The sequence below is a fragment of the Nocardioides massiliensis genome, assembly GCF_030811215.1.
Classification (GTDB): domain Bacteria; phylum Actinomycetota; class Actinomycetes; order Propionibacteriales; family Nocardioidaceae; genus Nocardioides_A; species Nocardioides_A massiliensis.
This window is the reverse complement of sequence record NZ_JAUSQM010000001.1, coordinates 374,157-398,501: the sequence shown is the minus strand read 5'-3', so window position 1 is coordinate 398,501 and position 24,345 is coordinate 374,157. Positions and strand designations below refer to the sequence as shown.

General features: G+C 71.8%; 21 protein-coding genes. 14 read left to right on the top strand and 7 right to left on the bottom strand.

Going from position 1 to position 24,345, the window contains the following annotated elements; genetic code table 11:
• Positions 1 to 69: 69 nt before the first annotated feature.
• From cysS to J2S59_RS02105, 9 genes are all read left to right on the top strand, one after another.
• Entirely contained in the window at positions 70 to 1,509 is a 1,440-nt protein-coding gene (cysS, locus tag J2S59_RS02145; RefSeq protein WP_306824761.1) for a cysteine--tRNA ligase, read from the top strand.
• A gap of 41 nt (positions 1,510 to 1,550) precedes the next feature.
• Positions 1,551 to 2,495 carry a 23S rRNA (guanosine(2251)-2'-O)-methyltransferase RlmB gene (gene rlmB, locus J2S59_RS02140; RefSeq protein ID WP_068118424.1) on the top strand — a complete coding sequence of 315 codons (945 nt, stop codon included), beginning with the start codon at positions 1,551 to 1,553 and terminating at the stop codon, positions 2,493 to 2,495.
• 166 nt (positions 2,496 to 2,661) lie between these two features.
• Complete coding sequence (locus tag J2S59_RS02135) at positions 2,662 to 4,182, top strand: ABC transporter substrate-binding protein (protein ID WP_068118426.1); 1,521 nt, start codon at positions 2,662 to 2,664, stop codon at positions 4,180 to 4,182.
• 102 nt (positions 4,183 to 4,284) lie between these two features.
• Entirely contained in the window at positions 4,285 to 5,793 is a 1,509-nt protein-coding gene (locus J2S59_RS02130; protein WP_068118428.1) for an ABC transporter substrate-binding protein, read from the top strand.
• A gap of 1 nt (position 5,794) precedes the next feature.
• The gene (locus J2S59_RS02125; protein ID WP_181641646.1) at positions 5,795 to 7,795 is read left to right on the top strand and encodes a branched-chain amino acid ABC transporter permease; all 2,001 of its coding nucleotides are present in this window, start codon (positions 5,795 to 5,797) and stop codon (positions 7,793 to 7,795) included.
• On the top strand, positions 7,776 to 8,639 hold the full coding sequence (locus J2S59_RS02120) for an ABC transporter ATP-binding protein (protein WP_181641647.1): 864 nt from the start codon (positions 7,776 to 7,778) through the stop codon (positions 8,637 to 8,639). The genes J2S59_RS02125 and J2S59_RS02120 overlap by 20 nt, the downstream gene beginning before the upstream one ends.
• Entirely contained in the window at positions 8,636 to 9,343 is a 708-nt protein-coding gene (locus J2S59_RS02115; protein WP_068118430.1) for an ABC transporter ATP-binding protein, read from the top strand. The genes J2S59_RS02120 and J2S59_RS02115 overlap by 4 nt, the downstream gene beginning before the upstream one ends.
• Positions 9,340 to 11,130, top strand: a complete 1,791-nt coding sequence (locus J2S59_RS02110; RefSeq protein WP_068118436.1) for a choice-of-anchor P family protein — start codon at positions 9,340 to 9,342, stop codon at positions 11,128 to 11,130. Before J2S59_RS02115 ends, J2S59_RS02110 begins: the two co-directional genes overlap by 4 nt.
• A 3-nt stretch (positions 11,131 to 11,133) precedes the next feature.
• On the top strand, positions 11,134 to 11,730 hold the full coding sequence (locus tag J2S59_RS02105; RefSeq protein WP_068118438.1) for a hypothetical protein: 597 nt from the start codon (positions 11,134 to 11,136) through the stop codon (positions 11,728 to 11,730).
• Between the two features lie 13 nt (positions 11,731 to 11,743).
• Here J2S59_RS02105 and J2S59_RS02100 read toward each other — a convergent pair whose 3' ends face one another.
• Positions 11,744 to 13,000 (bottom strand): DUF4032 domain-containing protein, encoded by a 1,257-nt coding sequence (locus tag J2S59_RS02100; protein ID WP_181641648.1) that lies wholly within the window; start codon positions 12,998 to 13,000, stop codon positions 11,744 to 11,746.
• A 21-nt stretch (positions 13,001 to 13,021) separates the two neighbouring features.
• Entirely contained in the window at positions 13,022 to 14,839 is a 1,818-nt protein-coding gene (locus J2S59_RS02095; protein WP_306824760.1) for a glycoside hydrolase family 13 protein, read from the bottom strand.
• A gap of 124 nt (positions 14,840 to 14,963) precedes the next feature.
• Here J2S59_RS02095 and J2S59_RS02090 point away from each other — a divergent pair, with 124 nt between their 5' ends.
• The 3 genes from J2S59_RS02090 to J2S59_RS02080 are packed head-to-tail and all read left to right on the top strand — an operon-like array spanning position 14,964 to position 18,601.
• On the top strand, positions 14,964 to 16,598 hold the full coding sequence (locus J2S59_RS02090) for an MDR family MFS transporter (RefSeq protein ID WP_246360289.1): 1,635 nt from the start codon (positions 14,964 to 14,966) through the stop codon (positions 16,596 to 16,598).
• Positions 16,595 to 17,095, top strand: coding sequence for a MarR family winged helix-turn-helix transcriptional regulator (locus J2S59_RS02085; RefSeq protein ID WP_068120395.1), 501 nt, complete (start codon positions 16,595 to 16,597; stop codon positions 17,093 to 17,095). The genes J2S59_RS02090 and J2S59_RS02085 overlap by 4 nt, the downstream gene beginning before the upstream one ends.
• A 9-nt stretch (positions 17,096 to 17,104) precedes the next feature.
• Positions 17,105 to 18,601 carry a sensor histidine kinase gene (locus J2S59_RS02080; protein ID WP_068120397.1) on the top strand — a complete coding sequence of 499 codons (1,497 nt, stop codon included), beginning with the start codon at positions 17,105 to 17,107 and terminating at the stop codon, positions 18,599 to 18,601.
• Here the strand turns inward: J2S59_RS02080 and J2S59_RS02075 are convergent.
• The 3 genes from J2S59_RS02075 to J2S59_RS02065 all read right to left on the bottom strand — a co-directional run bounded on the left by J2S59_RS02075 (position 18,598) and on the right by J2S59_RS02065 (position 21,394).
• Positions 18,598 to 19,251 (bottom strand): response regulator, encoded by a 654-nt coding sequence (locus J2S59_RS02075; protein WP_068120399.1) that lies wholly within the window; start codon positions 19,249 to 19,251, stop codon positions 18,598 to 18,600. The two genes, J2S59_RS02080 and J2S59_RS02075, sit on opposite strands and share 4 nt — an antisense overlap.
• A gap of 65 nt (positions 19,252 to 19,316) precedes the next feature.
• Positions 19,317 to 20,030 carry a hypothetical protein gene (locus tag J2S59_RS02070; protein WP_306824759.1) on the bottom strand — a complete coding sequence of 238 codons (714 nt, stop codon included), beginning with the start codon at positions 20,028 to 20,030 and terminating at the stop codon, positions 19,317 to 19,319.
• Positions 20,027 to 21,394 carry a cryptochrome/photolyase family protein gene (locus J2S59_RS02065; RefSeq protein ID WP_068118497.1) on the bottom strand — a complete coding sequence of 456 codons (1,368 nt, stop codon included), beginning with the start codon at positions 21,392 to 21,394 and terminating at the stop codon, positions 20,027 to 20,029. The genes J2S59_RS02070 and J2S59_RS02065 overlap by 4 nt, the downstream gene beginning before the upstream one ends.
• A gap of 53 nt (positions 21,395 to 21,447) precedes the next feature.
• Here J2S59_RS02065 and J2S59_RS02060 point away from each other — a divergent pair, with 53 nt between their 5' ends.
• The gene (locus J2S59_RS02060) at positions 21,448 to 22,134 is read left to right on the top strand and encodes an iron-dependent transcriptional repressor DtxR (protein ID WP_068118506.1); all 687 of its coding nucleotides are present in this window, start codon (positions 21,448 to 21,450) and stop codon (positions 22,132 to 22,134) included.
• 20 nt (positions 22,135 to 22,154) lie between these two features.
• On the opposite strand, the gene J2S59_RS02055 is transcribed toward J2S59_RS02060, so the two are convergent.
• Entirely contained in the window at positions 22,155 to 22,319 is a 165-nt protein-coding gene (locus tag J2S59_RS02055) for a hypothetical protein (protein WP_181641650.1), read from the bottom strand.
• Positions 22,320 to 22,413: 94 nt separating this feature from the next.
• A complete protein-coding gene (gene msrA / locus J2S59_RS02050) occupies positions 22,414 to 23,067 on the bottom strand; it encodes a peptide-methionine (S)-S-oxide reductase MsrA (protein WP_068118495.1) in 654 nt (217 codons plus the stop codon).
• A gap of 86 nt (positions 23,068 to 23,153) precedes the next feature.
• On the opposite strand from msrA, the gene J2S59_RS02045 reads away from it, so the two are divergent.
• Positions 23,154 to 24,341 carry a cystathionine gamma-synthase gene (locus J2S59_RS02045; RefSeq protein ID WP_068118493.1) on the top strand — a complete coding sequence of 396 codons (1,188 nt, stop codon included), beginning with the start codon at positions 23,154 to 23,156 and terminating at the stop codon, positions 24,339 to 24,341.
• Positions 24,342 to 24,345 lie beyond the last annotated feature (4 nt).

Sequence of the window (24,345 nt, the reverse complement as noted above, 5' to 3'; positions counted from 1 at the left end):
AGAGCGCACGGGCCGCGCGCACCGGCCGCGCGCGCTGCGGACGCCCCGGGCGTCACTAGACTCGGGCGGGTGACCCTGCGGCTCCATGACTCAGCCACCCGCGAGACCCGCGACTTCGTCCCCCGAGTGCCGGGGCGCGTCGGGGTCTACGTGTGTGGGTTGACGGTGCAGTCGTCACCCCACGTCGGCCACGTCCGGTCGGCGGTGAACTTCGACGTCCTGCGCCGCTGGCTCCTCGCGCGCGGGTACGCCGTCGACTTCATCCGCAACGTCACCGACATCGACGACAAGATCCTCGGCAAGGCGGCCGAGCGGGGGGTGGCGTGGTACGCCCACGCCGCGGAGGTCAAGCGCGAGCTCGACCGGGCGTACGACGCGTTGGCCGTGCTGCCCCCGACGTACGAGCCGCTGGCGACCGGGCACGTGCCGGAGATGCTCGAGCTGATCGCGACCCTGATCGAGCGTGGACACGCGTACGCCGCCGAGGACGGCTCGGGCGACGTCTACTTCGACGTCCGGTCGTGGCCGGCGTACGGCGAGCTCACGGGTCAGCGCGTCGAGGACATGGCCGACGCCGCCGACGCGGACCCGCGCGGCAAGCGCGACCCGCGCGACTTCGCGCTGTGGAAGGGCTGGAAGTCCGACACCGAGCCCCGCACCGCCTCGTGGCCCTCGCCCTGGGGGCGGGGCCGTCCCGGTTGGCACATCGAGTGCTCGGCGATGGCCGGCAAGTACCTCGGCGAGGCCTTCGACATCCACGGCGGCGGTCTCGACCTGCGCTTCCCCCACCACGAGAACGAGCAGGCGCAGTCGCGGGCGGCCGGCCACGACTTCGCGGCGTACTGGATGCACAACGCCTGGATCACCACCGCCGGCGAGAAGATGAGCAAGTCGCTCGGCAACTCCCTCGTCGTCTCCGACGTCCTCCAGCGGGTGCGCGCGGTGGAGCTGCGCTACTGGCTCGTGAGCGCGCACTACCGCTCCCACGTCGAGTTCTCCGAGCAGGCGCTGCTCGACGCCGCTACCGCGCTGACGCGCATCGAGCAGACGCTCCTTCGGGCCCGTACGGCGCTAGGTGCCGACGCCGAGCCGGCCGAGCGGGCACTCGCCGCCGGCGAGCACGCCTGGACCGACGGCTTCGCCGCGGCGATGGACGACGACCTGTCGACGCCGCGGGCGGTCGCGGAGGTCCAGGCGGAGGTGCGCGCGCTCAACCAGGCGCTCACCGCCGGTGACACGCCAGCCCTCGCGGAGCCATATGCGCGGGTCCGGGGGATGCTCGCGGTCCTCGGAGCCGACCCGCTCGCGCCCCACTGGGGCAACGCCGAGCACGACGACCGCCGTGGGGAGGTCCTCGACGCGCTCGTCTCCGACCTCATCGGCCAGCGCGCCCGGGCTCGCGCGGAGAAGGACTTCGCGACCGCCGACGCGGTGCGTGACCGCCTCGCCGGTCTCGGCATCGTGGTGGAGGACGGGCCGCAGGGCTCGACCTGGACCCTCACGGACTGACCCCACACCACCGACTGCACCACCGACCCCAGGGACATCACATGGCAGGCAACTCCTCACGACGCGGCGCGATCCGCAAGAGCGGCAAGGGCAACCCCACCGCCGGCTCCGGCGGGCGCGTGAAGCGCGGGCTGGAGGGCAAGGGCCCCACGCCCAAGGCCAAGGACCGGCCCTACCACAAGGCCTACAAGACCCGGGTCCAGGCGGAGAAGCGGGCCCAGCCCGGCGCCCGCAAGCCGCGCGGCGGCGACGCCGAGTGGATTGCCGGGCGGAACCCGGTCGCCGAGGCGCTGCGCGCGGGCGTGCCGGTCACGGCCGTCTATGTCGCCGACGGCACCGAGAAGGACGCCCGGGTGCGCGAGGTCTTCGCTGCGGCCGCGGAGCGCTCGGTGGCGCTGACCGAGGTCGGCCGCCACGAGCTCGACCGGCTCACCGGGGGAGCGGTCCACCAGGGCGTCGCGGCGCGGATGCCGGCTTTCGAGTACGCCCACCCCGACGACCTGCTCGACCGGGCCGCCGAGGTCGGGGAGGCGCCGCTGATCGTGGCGCTCGACTCGGTCACCGACCCGCGCAACCTCGGCGCGGTCATCCGTTCCGCGGCCGGGTTCGGTGCGCACGGCGTGGTGATCCCCGAGCGCCGCGCCGCCGGCATGACCGCCTCGGCATGGAAGTCCTCGGCCGGCGCCGCCGCCCGGATCCCCGTGGCCCAGGCCGGCAACCTGACCCGCCAGCTGAAGGCCTACCAGGACGCGGGCTGCATGGTCGTGGGCCTCGCCGCCGACGGTGACGTGGACCTGCCCGACCTCGACCTGGCGACCGGACCGCTGGTGCTCGTCGTGGGCTCGGAGGGCAAGGGGCTCTCGCGTCTGGTCGCCGAGACCTGCGACCAGCTGGTGTCGATCCCGATGAGCAACGCGGTGGAGTCGCTCAACGCCGGCGTCGCCGCTTCGGTCGCGCTCTACGAGATCTCCCGCCTGCGCGGCTGACCCTCGCCTGACCCGAGCCGCTCGCCCGGCTCACCCGCACTACCCCCCTTCACGGACGAGTCCCGCTTGGCAACTATTGCCGCGAAGTGGAACACGTTCTACTCTGGCGTTCTCTGTTAGCGCGGTCACACGTGCTGCCCTCACTCAGAGAACGAAGGGAACCCCCATGTCGGCACGCCGCTCCCTCCGCGGCTACCCGCTCGCGACCGCGATCCTCGCGGTGGCGCTCCTGCTGGCCGCCTGTGGCTCGCAGGTCGACCCGGCGACCATGGCCAACGCCGCGGGCACCTCCGGGGGCGTGGGGGGCGAGGCGCCGGGTGAGGACGGTGCCGGAGGGGACCTCCCGGGACTCCCGGGCGTGGGCGACGGAGCCGACCCCGGACCGGATGCGCCCGGACCTGACGACGACGCAGCCGCCCCGGGCGGCCCTGGGCCCGCCGACGGCCCGGACGCTCCCGGCGAGGCTCCGGACGCCGAGGGGGAGGCCGACACGCCTTCAGGCACCGGTGACAACGCGCCGTCCGGCTCGACCCGCGCGGGATCGTGCGAGGGGTTCAAGAACACCACCGGCATCACGCGCGACGTCATCAAGCTGGGCAACGCCGCCGATATCTCCGGCCCCGTGCCGGGGATCTTCCAGGGCGCCCAGGAGGGTGCCCGGGCCTACGTCGCCTACTTCAACTCCCGCTCCGACATCTGTGGGCGCAAGCTCGAGATCGTCACCGCCGACTCCCGGGCCGACAACGCCGCCAACGAGGCGGCCGCGCGGCAGTTCTGCGGCTCGGTGTTCGCGGCGGTGGGGTCGATGTCGGCCTTCGACGCCGGCGGGTCCGCGACGACGCAGAAGTGCGGACTGCCCGACCTCCGGTCGACCTCTGTCGACCCGGCGCGCAATGCGTGCACCACCTGCTTCTCGACGCAGGCGGTCAACTCCGCCCTGGTCAACCGTTCGGTGCCGCGGTGGTTCGCCCGCCAGAAGCCGGCCGCGGTCAAGCGGGCGGCGACCCTCCACGTGGGCGCCGGCGCCGCGCCCATCAACGCCAAGAGCCAGGCCGAGGCGTGGCGACGCAACGGCGTCAACGTCACCTACGAGGCGCGCATCGACGTCTCGGAGTTCAACTACGCGCCCTACGTCCAGCAGCTGAAGAACCGCGACATCACCTGGGTCCAGTACGTCGGACCGTTCCAGTTCGCGGTCCGCTTGGCGCAGGCGATGCAGCAGCAGAACTATAAGCCGGACTTCTACGTCCTCGACCTCACCGGCTACGACCCGCGCTACATCCAGTCCGGTGGTGCCGCGGTCGAGGGCACCTACGTCTGGATGCCCACCGCGCTGATCGAGCGTCCGCAGGACAACGAGGAGATGGCGCTCTACCAGGCGTGGCTGCAGCAGGTGAAGCCCGGCGCGATCCCCGACAGCTACGGCCTGTTCGCCTGGTCGGCGGCGCGGCTGTTCGCGGAGAAGGCCACCGAGCTGGGTGGTCGGCTGACCCGGCAGAGCCTGGTCCAAGCGCTCAAAGGCGTGCGCAAGTGGACCGCCAACGAGCTGCACGCTCCCCAGGACGTGGGAGGCAAGCGCACCGCGGAGTGCCAGCGGATCCTGCGGCTCGAGAAGGGCAGGTACGTCCAGGTGTCGCGCGGCGACTACCTGTGCGAGGGCCTCGTCGACACCGGCATCGGTGGATGAGCGCTCCCGGTCCTTGACCACGACCCTTCTTGACCATGACCAGCATCACCTTTGGCTAGAGCCCTCGTTGTCGTAGTGACTGCAATCACGAATGGAGTTCCCGTGCGTACCCGACTCGCCCGACTCGCCACCATCGCCGCCGCTGCGGCGCTGAGCGCGACCCTGGCCGCCTGTGGCTCCCAGCTGAGCCCCAACGAGGTGGTGAGCGCTGGCAACAGCGGTGGCGGGGGCGGCACCGGCGCCCTCACCGAAGGCACCGGTGACCCCGGACTGGACACCGGCACGGGTGCGGAGCTTCCCGGCGTCGACGACGGCGCCGGTTCGCCCGACGGTGGGGGCGGCGGGGGCGGCACCGCAGCCGCACCCGGTGCGGGTGGTGGCGCCGGTGCGGGCGGCGGTGGCGGCGCGGGCAGCTCCGGTGGCGCGAGCCAGGACAGCGGCGAGAACGCCGCCGGCGGCGGCGCGAAGGCGGCCTCGTGCGACGGGTTCAAGAACACCACCGGCATCACCGACAAGACGATCACGATCGCCAACGCCTCCGACATCTCCGGACCGGTCCCGGGACTGTTCACCTCGGCCCAGGACGGGATCCGGGCCTACATCGCCTACTTCAACTCCCAGTCCGACATCTGCGGCCGCAAGCTCGAGCTGCTCGCCCTCGACAGCCGGACCGACAACGGCGCCGACCAGCAGGCCTACGCCCGCGCCTGCCAGCAGGCGTTCGCGGCGGTCGGCAGCCAGTCGGCCTTCGACTCCGGCGGCGCCGGGACAGCCCGGAGCTGCGGCATCCCGGACATCCGCGCCACGTCGGTGACCACCGAGCGGTTCTCCTGCCCCAACTGCTACTCGGCGCAGTCGGTCAACATCAACCAGTTCCAGAACGCCGTCGCCGACTTCGTGAAGAAGACCGCTCCCGGCGCCGCGAAGAACGCCGCGTACCTCTGGGTCAAGGCCGGCGCCGGTCCGCTCAACGCGCAGAACCAGGCGAAGGCGATGACCAAGCGCGGCATGCGCTTCGTCTACCAGCAGGGCATCGACGTCTCGGAGTTCAACTACGCGCCCTTCGTGCAGCAAATGAAGAGCAAGGACGTGAAGTTCGTCCAGTTCCTCGGCGCCTACCAGCAGGCCGTCCGGCTCGCGCAGACGATGCAGCAGCAGGGCTTCAAGCCCGACATGTACCTCCTCGACCCGACCGCCTACAACCAGGCGTTCATCGAGCAGGGCGGTGCCGCCGTCGAGGGCGTGCGCGCCTTCATCAACACCGCGATGTACGACGAGATCGACTCCAACAAGGAGATGGCGCTCTACCGCACCTGGCTCAACCAGGTGAAGCCCGGCGCGGAGCCGAACTTCTTCGGCGTGTGGTCCTGGTCGGCGGCCCGGCTCTTCGTGGAGAAGTCCCTGGCGCTCGGCGGGAACCTGTCGCGCCAGTCGCTGGTCGCCTCCATGAAGGGCGTGAAGAACTGGACCGCCAACGACCTGCACTCCCCGCAGCAGGTCGGCGCCAAGCAGGTCGGCGACTGCTGGCGGTTCATCGAGATCAAGGGCGGCAAGTGGGTGCCGACCGGTGGACGGCAGTACACCTGCAACGGCATCACGAGGTTGAACTGACATGAGCTCACTGCTGTCCTTCACGATCCTCGGCATCTTCTCCGGGGCGGCGTACGCGATCGCCGCCAGCGGACTGGTGCTGACCTACACGACCACCCGGGTGTTCAACATCGCCCACGGTGCCTTCGGCATGCTGCTGTCCTTCGTCTTCTGGGACTTCAGCCAGCGCCAGGGCATGCCGGTGTGGCTCTCGTTGTTCCTGGTGCTGTTCGTGGTCGCGCCGCTGTTCGGCTTCGTCGTGCAGCGGGTGATGACCCGAGGACTGGGGGAGGCGCCGGTCAGCGTGTCGCTGGTCGTCACCGTCGGGCTCTTCGTCGGTCTCATCGGACTGGCCCAGCAGATCTGGCCGCCGGAGGCACGCACCCTGCCGTTCTTCCTGCCCGACAAGGGGATCCAGATCGGCGAGGTCTACGTCACCGCCCACCAGATGATCACGATCGCGCTGTCGGTCGTCGTGGCGGCGGGGCTCTACCTGCTCCTCAACCGCACCCGCGTCGGTACGGCGATGCGGGCCGCGGTCGACAACCCCGATCTGCTCAAGCTGTACGGCGGCAAGCCGTCGCAGGTCGCGGCGCTGTCGTGGGCGATCGGCTCCTCGCTGGCCGCACTGGCCGGCATCCTGCTCACCCCGGTCATCGGGCTCGACTACTACGAGCTCACGCTCCTGGTCATCTCCGCCTACGCGGCAGCGATGCTCGGCCGGCTCAAGAGCCTGCCGCTGACGTTCGTCGGTGCGATGGGGCTCGGACTCCTGCAGTCCTACGCGGTGGCCTACCTGCCGAGCGAGGGCGCCTTCGCCGGCGTGCGCGCGGTCGTGCCGGCATTGTTCCTCTTCGCGGTCGTGGTGATCATGCCGCAGGCCCAGCTGCGCATCGGCCAGGTCAAGGGCCTCGTGGCCGCTCCAGTCCCGACGCTGCAGCGCTCGGTGGGCTGGGGCGTCGCGCTGGTCGTCGTCATGGCCGTCGTGACCCTTACCCTGTCCGACTCCAACCTGCTGCTCGCCGGCACCGCGGCGACGTACGCCATGGTGATGCTGTCGCTCGTGCTGCTGACCGGCTACGGCGGTCACGTCTCCCTGGCGCAGTTCACCTTCGCCGGCATCGGCGCGCTGGCCTACGCCAAGCTCGACTCGCCCAACCTGCTCGGCCTGCTGATCGCGGCTGCTGTCGCCGCCATCGTCGGCGCGCTGGTGGCGCTGCCGGTGCTCCGGCTGACCGGGCTCTACCTCGCGCTGTCGACGCTCGCGTTCGGCGTGCTGATGGACAAGCTGGTCTTCCAGGCGTCCTTCGCCTTCGGCTTCAACGGCAGCCTGCCGGCCGAGCCGATGTCGGTCCTGGGCATCGCGATCACCGAGCCACGGGTCTATGTCCTGGTGATGGTCATCTTCTTCGCCCTGATGGCCGTGGCACTGCTCGCCCTGCGCCGCGGCAAGCTCGGACGGGTGCTGATCGCCATGCGCGACAGTCCCGCCGCCTGCAGCACCCTGGGACTCGACATGCGCTGGTTCCGGGTGGCGTTGTTCGGGATGTCCGCCGGCATGGCCGGCCTGGCCGGGGCGTTGTTCGCTGGTCTGCGCGGCACCATCGCGGCGACGGACTTCCAGCTGCTCGCCAGCCTGCCGCTGCTGCTCCTGGCGGTCGTGTGCGGCGTGACCTCGGCGACCGGGGCCGCGGCCGGTGGCATCTTCTTGATGCTGCTGCCGGTCCTGCAGTCCAACTACCCGGGCCTGGCTGGTCTGGCCTTCGTCATCATCGGCTTCGGTGCCGTGGCGCTGGGCCGTGACCCCAACGGCCTGGCCAACCTCGGCTTCAAGCTCGGCCGACTGGTCGGCGACCGCCTCGGTCCTCAGGTCCGTGGCTTCCTGCCCGATCTGCCTGGTGCGGGATCCGCACGCAGGTCCCGTGAGCGCACCACCGACGAGGGCTCGTACGACGACATCGCCGCCCCTCTGGCCGGCGACCCGCACAAGGAGGTGGCAGCCGGTGGCACTGCTCGAGGTTGACGACGTCGTCGTCCAGTTCGGCGGGGTGACCGCGGTCGACCACGCGGTCTTCGCGGTCGAGCCCGGCCAGATCACCGGGCTGATCGGCCCCAACGGCGCCGGCAAGACGACCTGCTTCAACGTGATCACCGGTCTGCAGAAGCCCACCAAGGGCCATGTGCGTTTCGATGGCAAGGACATCACCTCGCTGTCGGTGCACCGCCGCTCGCGCCGCGGGATGGCGCGCACCTTCCAGCGGCTCGAGGCCTTCGGCTCCCTGACCGTCCGGGAGAACGTCAAGGTCGCGCTCGACATCCACCGCGGGCTCCGCGGCCTGGTCCGGCGCAGCTCGACCGACATCGACGCGCTGCTCGAGCGGGTCGGGGTGGCGGCGTACGCCGAGGAGCGGGCCGACTCGATCCCCACGGGCGCCGCGCGCCTGCTGGAGCTGGCGCGGTGCCTGGCCGGGGAGCCGAAGCTGCTGCTGCTCGACGAGCCGTCGTCGGGTCTCGACGAGTCCGAGACCGACGCGTTCGGCGCGCTGCTCAAGGACCTGACCCGCGAGGGCAAGGCGGTCCTCATGGTCGAGCACGACATGGACCTCGTGATGGGTGTCTGCGACGACATCCACGTCCTCGACTTCGGCAAGGTGATCGCCTCGGGCAAGCCCGCCGAGATCCGTACCAACGCCGCCGTCCAGAAGGCCTACCTGGGCTACTCCGACGAGGACGAGCGCCCGTCCGAGCAGACCCGCACCGATCTCGCGCCCGTGGGCGCCGGTGCCGCCTACGCCGACCCCTACGACGAGGGGGCCACGACCGTGATCCCCGCTGTCACCGCACCGATCGATCAGGAGAACCGATGAGCATCCCCATCCTGGAGGTGTGCGGCCTGCGCGCGGCGTACGGCCGGATCGAGGTGCTGCGCGGCGTCGACCTCACGGTGCCGAAGGGCGCCGTGGTCGCGTTGCTGGGCCCCAACGGTGCCGGCAAGTCCACGCTGCTGAAGGTGGTCAGCGGCCAGATGGCGCCCACCGACGGCCACATCCACCTCGCCGGGGTCAGCATCCACGACCCCGACCCCGAGAAGCTCGCGCGGCTGGGGCTGTGCACGATCCCCGAGGGTCGCTCGGTGTTCCCCAACCTCACGGTCGAGGAGAACCTCACCCTGGTGTCGTACGCCGGAGTCCCCGCCGAGGCCGTGCTCGAGACGGCGTTCGCGTACTTCCCCAAGCTCCTGCAGCGGCGCAAGCAGCTGGCCGGCACGATGTCGGGCGGTGAGCAGCAGATGCTCGCGTTGTCGCGTGCCCTGGCCTCCGACCCCGCGCTGCTGCTGCTCGACGAGCTCTCCATGGGGCTCGCGCCGCTGATCGTCGAGGAGCTCTACGACACCGTCGCGCAGATCGCGGAGACCGGCGTGTCGATCCTGTGCATCGAGCAGTTCGCACGTACGGCGCTGCGGGTCTCCGACTACGCAGCCGTCATGACCGGGGGACGCATCGTCGCCACCGGTGAGCCCGCCGAGATCAACGAGACCATGTCCGAGGTCATCCTGGGAGGTGCGGCATGAGCCCGCGACCGTTGCCCGCAGCTGCGTCCGTCACGCGGCGCGTCCGTCGTCCCCTCACCCGTGGAGCGCTCGCGGCGACTGCCGTCGTGCTCACCTCGTGCATGCTGGCCAACCCCAGCCTCGCGGTCGAGGAGCCCGGGGCGGAGGCGCCGCCGGCGGCGGCGTTCTCCGGCTACAGCTCGGCCGCCTCGGCGAGCCCGCTGAAGATCGAGATCTACGAGCCGACCATCCCGATCCCGTCGGAGCCGCAGGCCGAGGTGATGCTCGCCTACACGCGTGCCGACACGTCCTCGGGCTCCGGCAAGTCGCGCGCGACGTGGCTGTGGCCCGGCGACGCGATCGGCGAGGGCCTGAAGACCTTCGTCGAGCAGCTCGGCCTGCCCGCCATCCTCGGCGCGGCCGGCTACCCGATCCAGACCAACGCCGAGTTCCCCGGAGGTCCGGAGTTCGAGGCCCTCGAGCCCGTGCCCGGCGTGCTGACGATGCGCTCGAGCGCCGACGGCGACCTGGTTGCGGGGCGGGTCGGGTTCACCACCGACGGTGACGTCGACAAGGCCGATGCTCCCGTGGCGTCCGGCAGCGACGAGGGTCGTTCCGGTGGTCGTGCGGGTGCCAAGGCCGGCAAGGACGCCGCGCCCGCCGACCGCGCCGCAGGCTCGGGCGGACTGCTCGGTGGCCTCCTTCCTGGCCTGGGCGGCTCGCGCTCCGGCGCGGGCGGTGGCCCGCTCGGCGACCTGTTGGGCCCCGTCACGTCCCTGCTCGGGGGCGGGGGCAGCCGAGCAGACACCAACGCCATCCCGGCGCTGCCCGGTCTGGTCGAGGTCGACGGTCTGACCTCGATCAGCCGCACGACGACCGGCGACGACCAGATCGGCACCACTGCCCGGGCGTCGTTGGGCGACGTCTCGTTGCTCGGCGGCATCGTCCAGCTCGAGGGCGTCAGCGTCGTGTCCCGCACCGTCGCCGACGGCCAGGAGGGCAAGGGCAGCGGTCGTGCGACCGTCGGCGCCCTCCGGATCGCCGGCATCGAGTTCGGTCTCGACGACAAGGGCCCCATCGTCCCCGGCGGCAACCCGGGCATCCCGGGCCTGCCCGACGACCCCCTGGAGGCGCTGAACGCGCTCGGCATCTCGTTGAAGATGCCGAAGTCGACGCGCACGGTCGACGGCACCACGGCCGAGGTGGTCACGCGCGGCATGGAGCTGACGATCGACCTGGCGATCCTGCGCCCGGTCCTGAGCCAGCTGCCGCTGCAGGACCTGCTCGACCCGATCCCGTTCCCCGAGGAGGCGGCGATCCTCAAGAGCCTGCTCGGTGCGATCCCCAACCTCGCCCCGAAGGTGGTCGTGACCCTCGGCACCGCCCGGTCGAAGACCGCCACGGTGCAGGGCATCGAGCTGCCGTCGATCGGTGACCCCGACGACCTCGACCCGGGCAGCGTCAACGGCGGCGACACCGGCACCGACCCGGGCACCGACCCGGGCGCTGGCGGCGACCTCGGTGACACGGGCTCGGGTGACCTCGGCGGCGCGCTCGGCGAGGGATCGGCCCCCGGTGACGCCGGCGGTTCCGGCGACGCCGGCACCGGTGAGCTGACCGACGCCGCCCCGATGGGGTCCGGTCTCCCCCCGCTCAACAGCATCCCCGGCGCCCTGATGTTCGGTGGTCTCGCGGCCGCGGGCGTCCTGGGCCTGTGGTTGCGCCGTCTCGGCATCGCCGCCCTCGGTGGGGCGGGCTCCTGCTCCCACGGACTCGACACCGGTCTCCCCGACCTGCGAAAGGCCTGACCCATGACCACCCAGATCCAGCCCACCGCCTCCGGGCCTGTCGGACCTGTCCACGCGATGCCCCAGGCCAGCTCCCGGCAGATGCCGGCCGGCGGCGGTGTCGCCCCGCTGCGCGACAACGGCTACCGCATGCTGCAGGTCGTGCTGTTCGTCGCGGGCGCGGTGCTGCTCCCGCTCGGCCTGGTCGTGATCGTCCTCGGCTGGTACGGCGCCGCGAACACGCCGTACGAGTACGACCAGATCTCCTACCTGGTCTCCGGTGGTCTCCTCGGACTCGGGCTGACCTTCTGCGGCGGCTTCCTCTACTTCGGCGCCTGGCTCGCCCGCCTGGCCGCCGACCAGAAGGAGGCCTCGAAGCGGCTCGCCGACACCCTGCTCGTGCTGGCCGACGTGACCTCGCGCAGCGCCGCGGGTGCCGCCGCGCCGGTGGCCCCGGCCGCCACCCGCGACCCGGGCTCGGTCCCCGTCGTCGCCGGCTCCGGCACCACCGTCCACCGTGCCGACTGCTCGCTCATCCAGCACCGCGACGATCTGCGCCCCGCGGGTCCCGACGCCCCCGGCATGACCCAGTGCCGGCTGTGCAAGCCCGACCTGGTCTGAGGAGCCCCACGGCTCACTGCGCGTCGGTGACCGCGTCCTCCACGGGGCGCTGGGCGAGCTCGGAGTCGATGTAGGAGCGCGCGGCGTCGAAGATGTCGACCTCGCGACCGGCGCGCTCCGAGAGGTACCACCGGTGCTCGAGGATCTCGTGGAAGACCTCGGCCGGCTCCAGTCGGCCGCGCAGCTCGTGCGGGATCATCGCGGTGATCGGCTCATAGACGGTGGTGAGCCAACGACCCGCGACGATGCCGCGGTCCTCGTCGCCGAGGTCGTGGTGGGCGGTGAACGACGCGAGGTCGTTGAGCAGCCGCCGCGCCTGGTTGTCCTCGACGTCCATGCCGGTGAGCCCGAGCAGCTCGCGGCGGTGATGTCCGGACTCCACCACGCGCGGCTGGATGCGCACGGTCGAGCCGTTCCAGTCGGCGACGATGTCGAGCTCGGCGACGTCGAAGCCCATGTCGTTGAGCCGGGCGACCCGCTGCTCGATGCGCCACATCTCGTCGGGGGTGAACTCCTCGGTGCCGGTGAGCTGGCCCCACAGGTCCTCGTAGCGCTCGGTGATGCGGTCCACCACCAGATGCGGGTCGACGTCGGTCGACATCAGGTCGCCGGCCTGCAGGTCGAGGATCTCGGCGAAGACGTTCTCGGTGCCGAGGGTGACGTCGTGGCGGCGCTGGCCGTCGGTGAGCTCGGGATGCAGCTCGCCGGTCTCCGCGTCGACGAGGTAGGCCGCCAGATCACCGGCGCTGCGGCGGAACAGCACGTTGGACAACGACACGTCGCCCCAGAAGAACCCGCTCAGGTGCAGCCGGGCGAGCAGCACGACGAGCGCGTCGACGAGGGTCTCGAGCAGCTCCTGGGCGTTGCGCCCGCGTGAGCCCTGCCCGAACAGCGACCGATAGGGCAGCGAGAAGCGCAGGTGCCGCGTCACCAGCGCGACCGGCAGGTCCTCGCCCTCAGGCGTACGCCGCCCGGTGACGACCGCGGCCGGCACGACCGCCGGCAGCCCCAGGCGCTGCAGGTCCCGCAGGAGGCGGTACTCCCGGAACGCGATCGGCTCCTGGGTCTCCTTGACGGCGTACACCTCACGCTCGGCCCGCACGATGCGCACGACGTGGCGCGAGATGCCCCGCGGGAGGGGTACGACGTGCGGCTCGCCCCACTCCTCGAGCGGCACGCCCCACGGCAGCCGCAGCAGGTTGGGGTCGGGGCGGTGCGCCACCACCCGCATGGCGTGGGCGGCGGACCGGTCACGCGCTCCGGTTGCCATGGCGCCCAGTCTCCCCCGGCACTACGGCGTCCACACCGCGAACGCGGGTCCCCGCGCCCGCGCCCCCGTGTCGTGGGCGCCGGTCACGAGCGTGGGAGGGGACGCAGGCAGCTCCACCGACAGCGTGGCACCCGCGCGCCACGCAGCCACCACGACGTCGCCCTCGGGGTGCTCGCGCACCCAGGCGACGGCGTCGTCCTCGATCGCGAGCCACCGCAGGCTGCCGCGCCGCAGCGCGGCGTGCTCGCGGCGCAGGGCGGACAGGGCGGCGTACAGCTCGAGGGTGGTGCGGTCCCACTCCGCGGCCCGGTCCCAGGGCATCGTGCGCCGGCTGTCCTCGCCGGTCGTGCCCTCGAAGCCGAGCTCGTCGCCGGCGAAGATCATCGGCACGCCCGGCAGTGTGAACTGCAGCCCGGCCGCGACGTGGTGGCGCTCGGCAGAGCCGGTGAGCGTGCGGATCCGCGGGCTGTCGTGCGAGGACAGGATGTTCCAGCTTGTCTGCACCGCGTCCCACCCGAACCGTGCGCCGAACGCCCGCATGGCGCCGAACGCCTCCGGTCCGCTGCGCCGCGCCGTGCCGACCGGCAGCCCGAAGCTCGGCACCGCCCGGTCGGGGTTGCGCAGCCAGGTCCAGACCGGGAACGAGAACCCGTAGTAGTTCATCGTCCCGTGCCAGCCGTCGCCGTCGAGGTCGCCGGAGGCGTCGTGGCCGTGCTCGGCGAGGACCAGCCCGTCGGGGCGTACGCCGGTGACGGTCGCCCGCAGCGCGCGGGCCACGTCGCGCGCCACATCGGTCGCTGCGCGCCGGCCGGTCATGTTGGCCACGTCGATGCGCCACCCGTCGAGGGAGTACGGCGGCTCCAGCCAGCGGCGTACGACGGCATGGAAGCGGCGGGTGAGCTCGGGATCGGTGTGGTCGAGCTTCGGCAGGGTGCGGTAGCCCTGCCAGCACTCGTAGTCGCCGTCCTCGTCGAAGAAGTAGAAGCCGCGCTCGGCCGAGCTCGGGTCGGCGAGCGCTCGCCGGAACCACTCGTGGCTGTCGCCGGTGTGGTTGCTGGTGAGGTCGCCGAGCATCCGCCAGCCGCGCGCGTGCACCGCCTCGACCAGCCGCACCAGTGCCTCGTCACCACCGAGCAGGGGGTCGATCGCGTCGAAGGTGGAGGCGTTGTAGCGGTGGTTGCTCTCGCCGGGGAACAGCGGGGTCGTGTAGACGATGTCGGCACCGACCTCGGCGATGTGGTCGAGGTGGTCGGTGATGCCGTCGAGGTCACCGCCGAAGAAGTGCAGTGGCTCGTCGGGGTGGCCGAAGACCGGCGGCTCGTCCCACGACGTCGCAGGCCGCGCCCAGGCCGGCGTGGGGCGCTCGGCGGCGCGGTCCGAGCGGGCGAACCGGTCGGGAAAGATCTGGTAGACCACGCCGTCGCGTCCCCAGTCGGGAGCCGGGGTGTGCACGGACACCACGAAGTCCTCCGCGTCCGGCACGTCGCGGGTGTGCAGTCCGCTCGCGCTGAGCCAGTGCTGCTCCTGCTGGGCTCCGGTGCCGCGCACCAGCAGGAAGCGGTAGCGCTGGACGGGGTTGCGCACCGCCAGCTCGCCCTCCCACCAGACGGCTTGGCCGTCCTCGGCGCCTCGGCGCAGCGCGACGTACGCCGGCTCACCGTCCGGCGTCGAGCGCACCCACACCCCGTCGTACGCGCCGTGGGAGGGGGCCGCGTCCCCGACCGCGTGCGGGACACGGACCCGGACGGTCACCTCGTCCCCGAGGCTGATGGCGTCCGGCCGGACGCGGTAGCCGGCGGAGCCGTCGTGGTGGGGGAGGGCACTCAGCGGGGCGGTCACCGCTCCATTGTGCGGGTGTGAGCACAGCGACACGGCAGATGGTTGTCGGGCGCAACGATCGTGGATAAAGTTGCGTCTTGCAACTACTCCGCGTTGCGCCGCCCCGATCCTGTGAAGGCCGCCTGTGCTCCGACGTACCACCACCGTTCCCGAGGTCGACTCGCCGATCGCCGGCTCCGCCGCCGTCCCCACGGAGACGGCCACCGCCGGCTCACCCGGGACCCCGGACGTGCCTGCGCCGATGACCCACCGGCAGGTCCTGCGCGTCCTCGTGGGCCTGCTGAGCGCGATGTTCGTCGCGATGCTTTCCTCGACGATCGTCTCCAACGCCCTGCCGCGGATCGTCGCCGACCTCGAGGGCACGGAGTCCGGCTTCACCTGGGTCGTGATCGCCACGATGCTCACCATGACCGCGAGCACCCCGCTGTGGGGCAAGCTTGCCGACCTGGTCAACCAGAAGCTGCTGCTGCAGGTCGCGCTGGTGCTCTTCATGCTCGGCTCCCTGGCGGCCGGCTTCGCGCCGTCGATGGGCACGCTGATCGCCGCTCGCGCCTTCCAGGGCATCGGCGTCGGTGGGCTGACGGCCCTGGTGCAGATCGTGATCGCCAGCATGGTGTCGCCGCGGGAGCGCGGGCGCTATTCCGGCTACATCGGGGCGGTCTTCGCGCTCGCCACCGTCAGCGGCCCGCTCATCGGCGGTCTGATCGTCGACACGCCGTTCCTCGGCTGGCGCTGGTGCTTCTTCGTCGGCGTGCCGATCGGCGTGGTCGCCTTCGTCGTCCTGCAGCGCACCCTGCACCTGACCCACATCAAGCGCGAGGCCAAGGTCGACTACCTCGGCGCCATCCTCGTCGCCTCCTCGGTCTCGATCCTGCTGGCCTGGGTCTCGCTCGCCGGGCACGACTTCGCCTGGTTGTCGGCCGAGACCGCGTGGATGGTCGGCGGCGGCGTGCTGCTGCTGATCGCCACCGGCATCGTCGAGGCCCGCACGGCCGACCCGATCGTGCCGCTGCGCCTCTTCGCCGACCGCACGACGGTGCTGGCCACCATCGCCTCGGTGATGATCGGCGTTGCGATGTTCGGGTCCACGGTCTATCTCTCGCAGTACTTCCAGATCGCGCGCGGCATGAGTCCGACCAAGGCCGGCATGATGTCGATCTTCATGGTCGGCGGCCTGATGGTCTCCAGCCTCGCGACCGGGCAGATCATCAGCCGCACCGGTGTGTGGAAGCGGTACCTCGTCGCGGGCGGGCTGCTGACGACCATCGGCATCGCCCTGCTGTCCTTCATCGACGCCCAGACCCCGCTGATCCTCGTGGGTCTCGCCATGCTGGTCCTGGGGCTCGGCATGGGCGCGACGATGCAGAACCTCGTCCTCGCCGTGCAGAACTCCACCGCGCTGCGCGACATGGGTGCGGTCAGCTCGCTGGTGACCTTCTTCCGGTCGATGGGTGGCAGTGTCGGCATCGCCGTCCTCGGTGCCGTCTTGGGCCACCGTGTCGCCGACGACGTCAGCGCCGGACTCGGTGCCCTGGGCGTCGAGGGCGGCGGCGAGCAGGCGCGCACGATCCCCGATCCGTCCACACTCGCCGGGCCGGTCCGCACGGTGGTGGAGAACGCGTACGCCGACGCCAGCGCCCACCTGTTCCTCATCGCGGTGCCGTTCATGGTGGTCGCCCTGGTCTGCATGGTCCTGATCCGCGAGGTGCCGCTGCGCACGACCGTCCACCGCGCCGACGAGGTGGAGGGCGCCGCGTGACGGGCCGGCCGGAGCGGTCCGAGCTGTTCGAGGTCGTGGAGCGCGAGGTCGGCGCGATCCTCGCCCGGGCCCGCACCGCGCTCCACGAGCGGGCAACGCTGGTCCACCCGGCGCTCAACGGCTCGGCGTACCTGTGCCTGATCACCCTGCGCGAGCACCCCGGCGGGTGCCCGCAGAGCCGGTTGGTCGAGCTGCTGTCCCTCGACAAGGCCGTGGTGTCGCGGGCGGTCAGCGACCTGGAGCGTCTGGGGTTCGTGGTGCGCCGTCGCGACGACCGCGACGGTCGGGTCCACCTGCTCAGCCTCACCGACGCGGCCTGGGCGCGGCTCGCGGAGGTCGCCGAGGTGCGCCGCGCGACGTTCGTCGCGAGGTTCGATGCCTGGAGCGACGACGACGTCGCGGAGTTCGCCGCGGCGCTGCGCCGCTACAACGCGGTCTTCGAGACCGGGGCCGGCACGACGAGAGCCGGCACCACGAGAGAACCTGTCGCGACATAGGGTGCCGGGGTGGAGGAGCGCCTGGAGGTTTCTCGCACCGACGCCGTCCTCGACGCCATCGCCGCCCTCGCGGTCGATGCCGACGTCGATCGGGTGCTGAGCAGGTTCGCCGGTGTCGTCGTCGACCTCGTGGGTGGCTCGAGCGGAGCCCTGACCGTCGGCGCGCATCTCGATGCCCCTGCCCGGACCTATGCCGCACCCGCCGACCCGGCTTCGACGACCGCGCGGACCTTGACGATCCCCATCTTCATCGGTGCCCGGGAGGCGGGTGCGTTGCAGGTCGGCTGCGCTGGTGACCGTACGTTCTCGGCGGAGGATCGACGCATCATCACCACCTTCGCCCAGGCAGCGGGAATGGCGATCAGCGTGGGGCGCGAGATCGCCCGCAGCGAGCGACGGCATCGTTGGCTCGCGGCCTCTGCGGTGCTCGCGACGCTGCTGCACGACCTGCACTCCGCCGAGGAGGCGATGACCGCGCTTGCCGCACACGTCCGCGCAGCCGCGGCCGCCGCGGTCGTCGCCGTGGTCGTGCTCGACGAGGGCCCGTCCGAGCCGGGTGGTCCTGTCGGTCCGGCTGGTCCGGTCACGCTGCGACCCCGGATCGTCGGTCACGACGGGCTGAGCGAGGAGGATGTCGCAGCGCTCGCCCGTGTCCTCACGCCGGCGCTGGTCGAGGCCGGTCGCGAGGGGCGCGTGCGAGCCGTCGACGCTCCGGACGGCTCCGTCGTGCTCCTCGCGCCGCTGCGGGCCGAGGTCGCTCGCGACGGACTCCTGATGGTGGGCTACCCGACCCCGCGTCGTGACCTGGACCCCGAGGAGGCCGGCATGCTGGCGGCGTTCGCGGACCACGTGTCCCTGGTGCTCGACCGGGTGCAGGCCCTTCTCGACCACCAGGAGCTCCTCCTGCTGGGCGACCGGGAGAGGATCGCGCGCGACCTGCACGACCACGTCGTCCAGCGCATCTTCGCCGTCGGGTTGCAGCTGGAGCGGGCGCGGCGTGCCGGCGACCTCGACGAGGTCCGGGATCGGCTCACCGGTGCGATGGAGGATCTCGACGGCACCATCTCCGAGATCAGGCGCACGATCTTCCACCTCGAGCGACCGCACTCCCGTTCCGTCCGGGGGGCGGTGGCCGCGGTCGTGCGGGAGTACGCGGAGGTGCTGCAATCCGTCCCGGAGCTGCGGTTCGACGGACCCGTGGACGCAGCGGTGGGCCAGGAGCTGACCGAGCACCTGGTCGCGGTCGTGCGCGAGTCGCTCTCCAACGTCGCGCGGCATGCCGGCGCCCGCGCCTGCCGGGTCGAGGTGGCCGTCGACGCCGAACGACTCCGACTGACCGTCACCGACGACGGTGTCGGCACGTCGGGGCGCCGCCGCGGCACCGGCTTGCGCAACGCCGAGCGCCGGGCCCGGGCTCTCGGCGGCACCTTCGAGGTGACCACGCCAGACGACGGGGGGACCCGACTGCAGTGGGAGGTCCCCAGCGCATTCTCCAGGGTCGACTAACGCGACGAGTCCCGCGATGTCCGCCGTGCCACCAGCATCGCCGCCTGTGTACGCCGCTCGAGTCCCAGCTTCGCCAAGATGGCAGAGACGTAGTTCTTGATGGTCTTCTCGGCCAGGAAGAGACGCTCGCCGATCTGCCGGTTCGACAACCCCTCGGCGATCAGGTCGAGGATCTTGCGCTCCTGCTCGTTGAGCCCGGCCAACGGATCCTGGTCGTTCGCTGGGCGGCTCCGCATCCGCGCCGCGACGCGCTCGACGAGCGCAGGGTCGAGCACGGAGTATCCCTGGGCTACTCGGCGCACGTTGTGAATCAGCGCCTCGCCCTGGACCTGCTTGAGGACGTAGCCGCCGGCGCCGCCCAAGATGGCGCTGTAGAGCGCCTCGTCGTCATCGAAGCTGGTGAGGATCAAGACCTGCACGCTCGGGTGCGCCGACCGGATGGACCGGCAGACCTCCACCCCGCTGCCGTCAGGCAGCCGGGCATCCACGATGGCGACGTCGGGCAGGAGCGAGGCGATCTGGGTGAGTGCCTGCGCGGCGGTGCCGGCCTCGCCGACGACCTCCAGGTCGGGCTCGGACTGGAGGAGCTCACGCAGCCCCCGGCGGACGATCTCGTGGTCGTCGAGGACAAACACACGGATCGGCGCCATAGGCGTCGTTTGTATCACCGTGCTCGTCCGACCGGGGACGCGAGTCCCGGTGCCCGGGCCTGGCTTCAGCGCAGCGTGATCCAGGTGTGCTTCGCGCGCCCGAGCACCGTGCCGTCCGTACGCCGCAGCGTGGTCGCAGTCATCGTCCGCCGTCCCTCGCGGGCGAGCACGGTGCCGACGACCACGAGTTCCGCGCCGGACTCAGGCACGGTCTCGACGACGGCGGTCATCCGCCCCAGCACCATCGGACGGTCGGCGAGGCCCAGCCGCCCTGCGGCCCATCCGCCCGGGCAGTCGAGGGCGGCCCAGACCTGGGGCAGGTCGACGTCGGCGGCCGGCCGCCAGGTCGCGGCGACGTTGTCGTCGGGCAGGCCGGCGACGGGGCCGGGGAAGATCCGCAGGCCGTCACCGACCTCGCGGTCGGGTCCGCAGGCGTAGCACCCGGGGAACGGGTGCTCGCGATGCCCGTGGTAGCCGGCCTCGGCCGCACGGGCGTCGGCGGCGGAGACGACTCCGAGCGTCGGGAGGTCGTCCTCGACGACGCGCGCCTCGCCCACGACCGCTGCCTGACGTGCGTCGGCCACCGCGTCGTCCAGGAGGCGGACGCCGCCGGCGGAGACCTCCACCGGCAGCGGGCGGTCCAGCGGAGGCGGTCGACGCAGCGTCACCTCGACCGGCACGCCTGCCGGCAGCCGTGCCGCGAGCGCGCCGGACACCCACCCGCCGTTGCCCGAGTCGTCCGGTCCGCGGAACCGTGCTGCGACCGTCAGCGTGCTCACCGTCGTACCTCCTCGTAGCGGGCCAACGCCTCGCGGCGCTCCTCGGCATGGTCCACCACCGGCGCCGGATAGCCTGCCGGGGGTCCGCCCGGGGCCGCCGACGGGTCGTGGACGTGACGGTCGTCGACGTCGGCCAGCTCCGGCACCCAGCGCCGGACGTAGCTGCCGTCGGGGTCGAACTTCTTGCCCTGGGTGGTCGGGTTGAAGACCCGGAAGTACGGCGAGGCGTCGGTGCCGGAACCAGCCGTCCACTGCCAGCCGTGCTGGTTGGAGGAGAGGTCGGCGTCGGCGAGCCAGCGCATGAAGTGCCGCGCGCCGTGCTGCCACTCGATGTGCAGGTCCTTGACCAGGAAGCTGGCGGTGATCATCCGCACCCGGTTGTGCATCCAACCCACCGCACGCAGCTGGCGCATCCCGGCGTCGACGATCGGGTAGCCCGTGCGCCCCTCGGCCCACGCCGCGAACAGCTCACCGTCGGGATCGTCGTACGCCATCGCGGCCAACTCGGACTTGTAGTAGTCGCGGGCGCTGTCGGGGCGGTGCCACAGGACGTCGGCGTAGAAGTCGCGCCAGGCCAGCTCGGTGCGGTAGGTCGCGGCGCCCTCGCTGCGCAGCCGTGCCAGGTCGGCCAGCAGGGTCCGCGGATGGATCTCGCCCCACTTGAGGTGAGGCGACATCCGCGAGGTGCCATCGACACCGGGCCGGTCGCGGTCGGTGGCGTAGTCCGCGACGCGCTCGAGGAACTCCTGCCATCGCTGGTGAGCAGCGTCCTCGCCGGCGTCCGGCAGCTCGAGACCGTCCGGTGGGGCCTCGTCGGGGAACCCGCGGCCCGTCACGCTGGCCCAGCGCGTCGAGTCCGGCGGCGCCTCGGCCGGCTCGCGCCAACCGTGGTCGTGCCAGGCGCGGGCGAAGGGCGTGAAGATTTGGTAGGGCGACCCGCTGCCCGTCTGCAGCGTCCCCGGCGCGACGGCGTACGGCGACCCCAGCCGCTCGAGGGGGATGCCATGCGTGGCCAGCGCGTCGGCGACGCGGGTGTCCCGCTCGCGGCCGTAGGGGCCGAAGTCGGAGCTGGCGTGCACCGAGGCGGCCCCGACCTCGCGCGCGACGTCGGTGACGACCTGCACCGGGTCGCCGGCGCGGACGACCAGCCGGCCGCCGCGGTCCTGCAGGGCAGCGTCGAGGGCGCGCAGCGACGCCGACAGGTAGGCGCGACGGGTGCGGCCGGCCGGACCCCACAGGCTCGGGTCCACGACGAAGAGCGGCACCACGCCGTCGTCCCCTGCGGCGGCGGCCGCCGCTGCGAGCAGCGCGGGGTTGTCCTGCAGGCGCAGGTCGCGGCGGAACCAGAACACCGACGGGGCCATCCCTGCACTCTGCCAGGTGCCCCCGATTGGCCCCGATGGGCCACAATGGCCAGGTGAGCGACCTGATCGACACCACCGAGATGTATCTCCGCACCATCTACGAGCTCATCGAGGAGGGGATCGTCCCGCTGCGCGCCCGCATCGCCGAGCGCCTGCACCAGAGCGGCCCCACCGTGAGCCAGACCGTGGCGCGGATGGAGCGCGACGGACTCGTCACGGTCGAGGGCAACCGCCACCTGGAGCTGACCGAGGAGGGCCACCGCATCGCCACCCGCGTCATGCGCAAGCACCGCCTCGCGGAGCGGTTGCTCACCGACGTGATCGGCCTCGACTGGGAGCTCGTCCACGCCGAGGCGTGTCGCTGGGAGCACGTGATGTCGGAGACGGTGGAGCGCCGGCTGCTCGAGCTGCTGGGGCACCCCACCGAGTCGCCCTACGGCAACCCGATCCCCGGCCTCGACGAGCTCGGCGACACGACCGTGCCCGAGGACTTCATGGACGGGGTCGAGCCGCTCACCCGCGTCGCCACGACCGACGGCACCCGCGTGCAGGTGCGTCGGATCAGCGAGGAGATGCAGAAGGACGAGCTGCTCATGGGAGCCCTCCGCCGGGTCGGCGCACTCCCCGACAAGGTCGTCACCGTCTCCACCGCCCCCGAGGGCGTGCTCGTCGGCAGCGGTGGAGAGACCGCCGAGATCCTCCCCGAGGCCTCCGACCACATCTTCGTCAAGCGCCTCTGAGGGCAGCAGACGCGGGACGGTCAGGTGGTGTTCTTGGCACTGCCGCGGCCGGCGAAAAAGGCGCGGACCAGCCCGATGACGAAGAGCGCGGCCGCGATGATCAGCAGCCACTTCACCGCCTCGACGACCAGACCGATCACGCCGAGGATGATCGCGACGACGATGAGGGCGATGACCCAACCCATGGCTGCAGCTCCGTTCGTGAGGTGACAGGGTCCCCGCCCCTGCCCGAACCGGCGCAGGCGGAAACCCGGCGGGTGCCGGCCCCGGGCCGCGGCCTCAGGCGGTGGCCGGGAACTTCACGCCGGTGTTGGCGTGGCAGCGGTAGCCGAACGGGTTCTTGGCGAGGTACTGCTGGTGGGCGTCCTCCGCGTAGTAGTACGTCGGCGCCGGCTTGATCTCGGTCGTGATCTCCCCGAGGTCGCGTCGGGCGAGCTCGTCGCCGTACACCCGCGTCAGCTCGCGCGCGGCAGCGTCCTGGGCCTCGGAGAGGGTGTAGAGCGCGGAGCGGTACTGCGTGCCGACGTCGTTGCCCTGCCGCATCCCCTGGGTGGGGTCGTGGACCTCGAAGAACGTCTTGACCAGGTCGGCATAGGCGACCCGGGTCGGGTCGAAGACCACGCGCACGGCCTCGGTGTGGCCGGTGCGGCCGGAGCAGACCTCGTCGTACGACGGGTGCGGGGTGTGGCCGCCGGCGTAGCCGACCGAGGTCGACCAGACGCCCGGGGTCTGCCAGTAGATCTCCTCCGCGCCCCAGAAGCAGCCGAGTCCGAAGACGGCGACCTCGAAGCCCGCCGGGATGTTGGTCTCGTCGGTGACCACCGGCGTCTTCAGCACGACGTGCTCGTCGCGCAGGTTGAACCAGCGCTCGGTGCGGCCCGGCAGCGCTTCCTCCGGGGTGGGGAGGGTGGACTTGTTGCGGTTGAACAGCACGGCGATCTCCTGGTCGGGCGGGGATGTCCATCGTCTCCAACCACGGCAAGTCGGGGCTGATTCCCTCCGGCCGTAGGCTCGGAGCCATGAGCGAGCAGGTCAGCGCCGACAGCGCAGCCCAGAAGTCCGGCTTCGAGACCCGGGCGATCCACGCCGGCCAGGAGGCCGACCCGACGACCGGGGCGGTCACCATCCCGATCTACGCCACCAGCACCTACAAGCAGGACGGCGTCGGTGGGATGCGCGGAGGCTATGAGTACTCCCGTACGGCGAACCCCACCCGCACCGCGCTGGAGGAGTGTCTCGCTGCGTTGGAGGAGGGGGAGCGGGGCTTCGCGTTCGCCAGCGGCCTGGCGGCCGAGGACACCCTGCTGCGCGCGGTCTGCCGCCCCGGTGACCACGTGGTCATCCCCGGCGACGCGTACGGCGGCACCTATCGGCTCTTCGCGAAGGTCGCCGAGCCGTGGGGGCTCGACTACACGCCGGCCAAGAGCGAGGACCTCGACGCCGTCCGCGCAGCGATCCGCCCGGGCAGGACGAAGATCGTCTGGGTCGAGACGCCGACCAACCCGCTGCTCACCATCGGTGACATCGAGGCGCTCGCCGGCATCGCCCACGACGCGGGCGCGCTGCTCGTGGTCGACAACACCTTCGCCTCGCCGTACCTCCAGCAGCCGCTGACGCTCGGTGCCGACGTGGTCGTGCACTCGACGACGAAGTACGCCGGGGGCCACTCCGACGTCGTCGGCGGCGCGCTGATCGTCAAGGACCACGACCTCGCCGAGAACCTCGCCTTCCACCAGAACTCCATCGGCGCCGTCGCTGGTCCGTTCGACGCGTGGCTGGTGCTGCGCGGGCTGAAGACGCTGGGCGTGCGGATGGACCGGCACTGCGACAACGCCGAGGAGGTCGTCGCCTTCCTCGAGCAGCACCCCGGCGTCAGCGAGGTGATCTACCCCGGTCGCCCCGACCACCCCCAGCACGACGTCGCCACCCGGCAGATGAAGCGGTACGGCGGCATCGTGTCGTTCCGCGTCGCGGCAGGTGAGCAGGCCGCGCTCGACGTCTGTGCTCGCGCCCAGGTCTTCACGCTGGGAGAGTCGCTCGGCGGGGTGGAGTCCCTCATCGAGCACCCGGGTCGGATGACCCACGCCTCGGTGGCGGGCACCGACCTGGAGGTGCCTGGAGACCTGATCCGGCTCAGCGTCGGGATCGAGACCGTCGCGGACCTGGTCGCGGACCTCGAGCAGGCGCTCGCGCCCTACGCAAAGTAGGCGG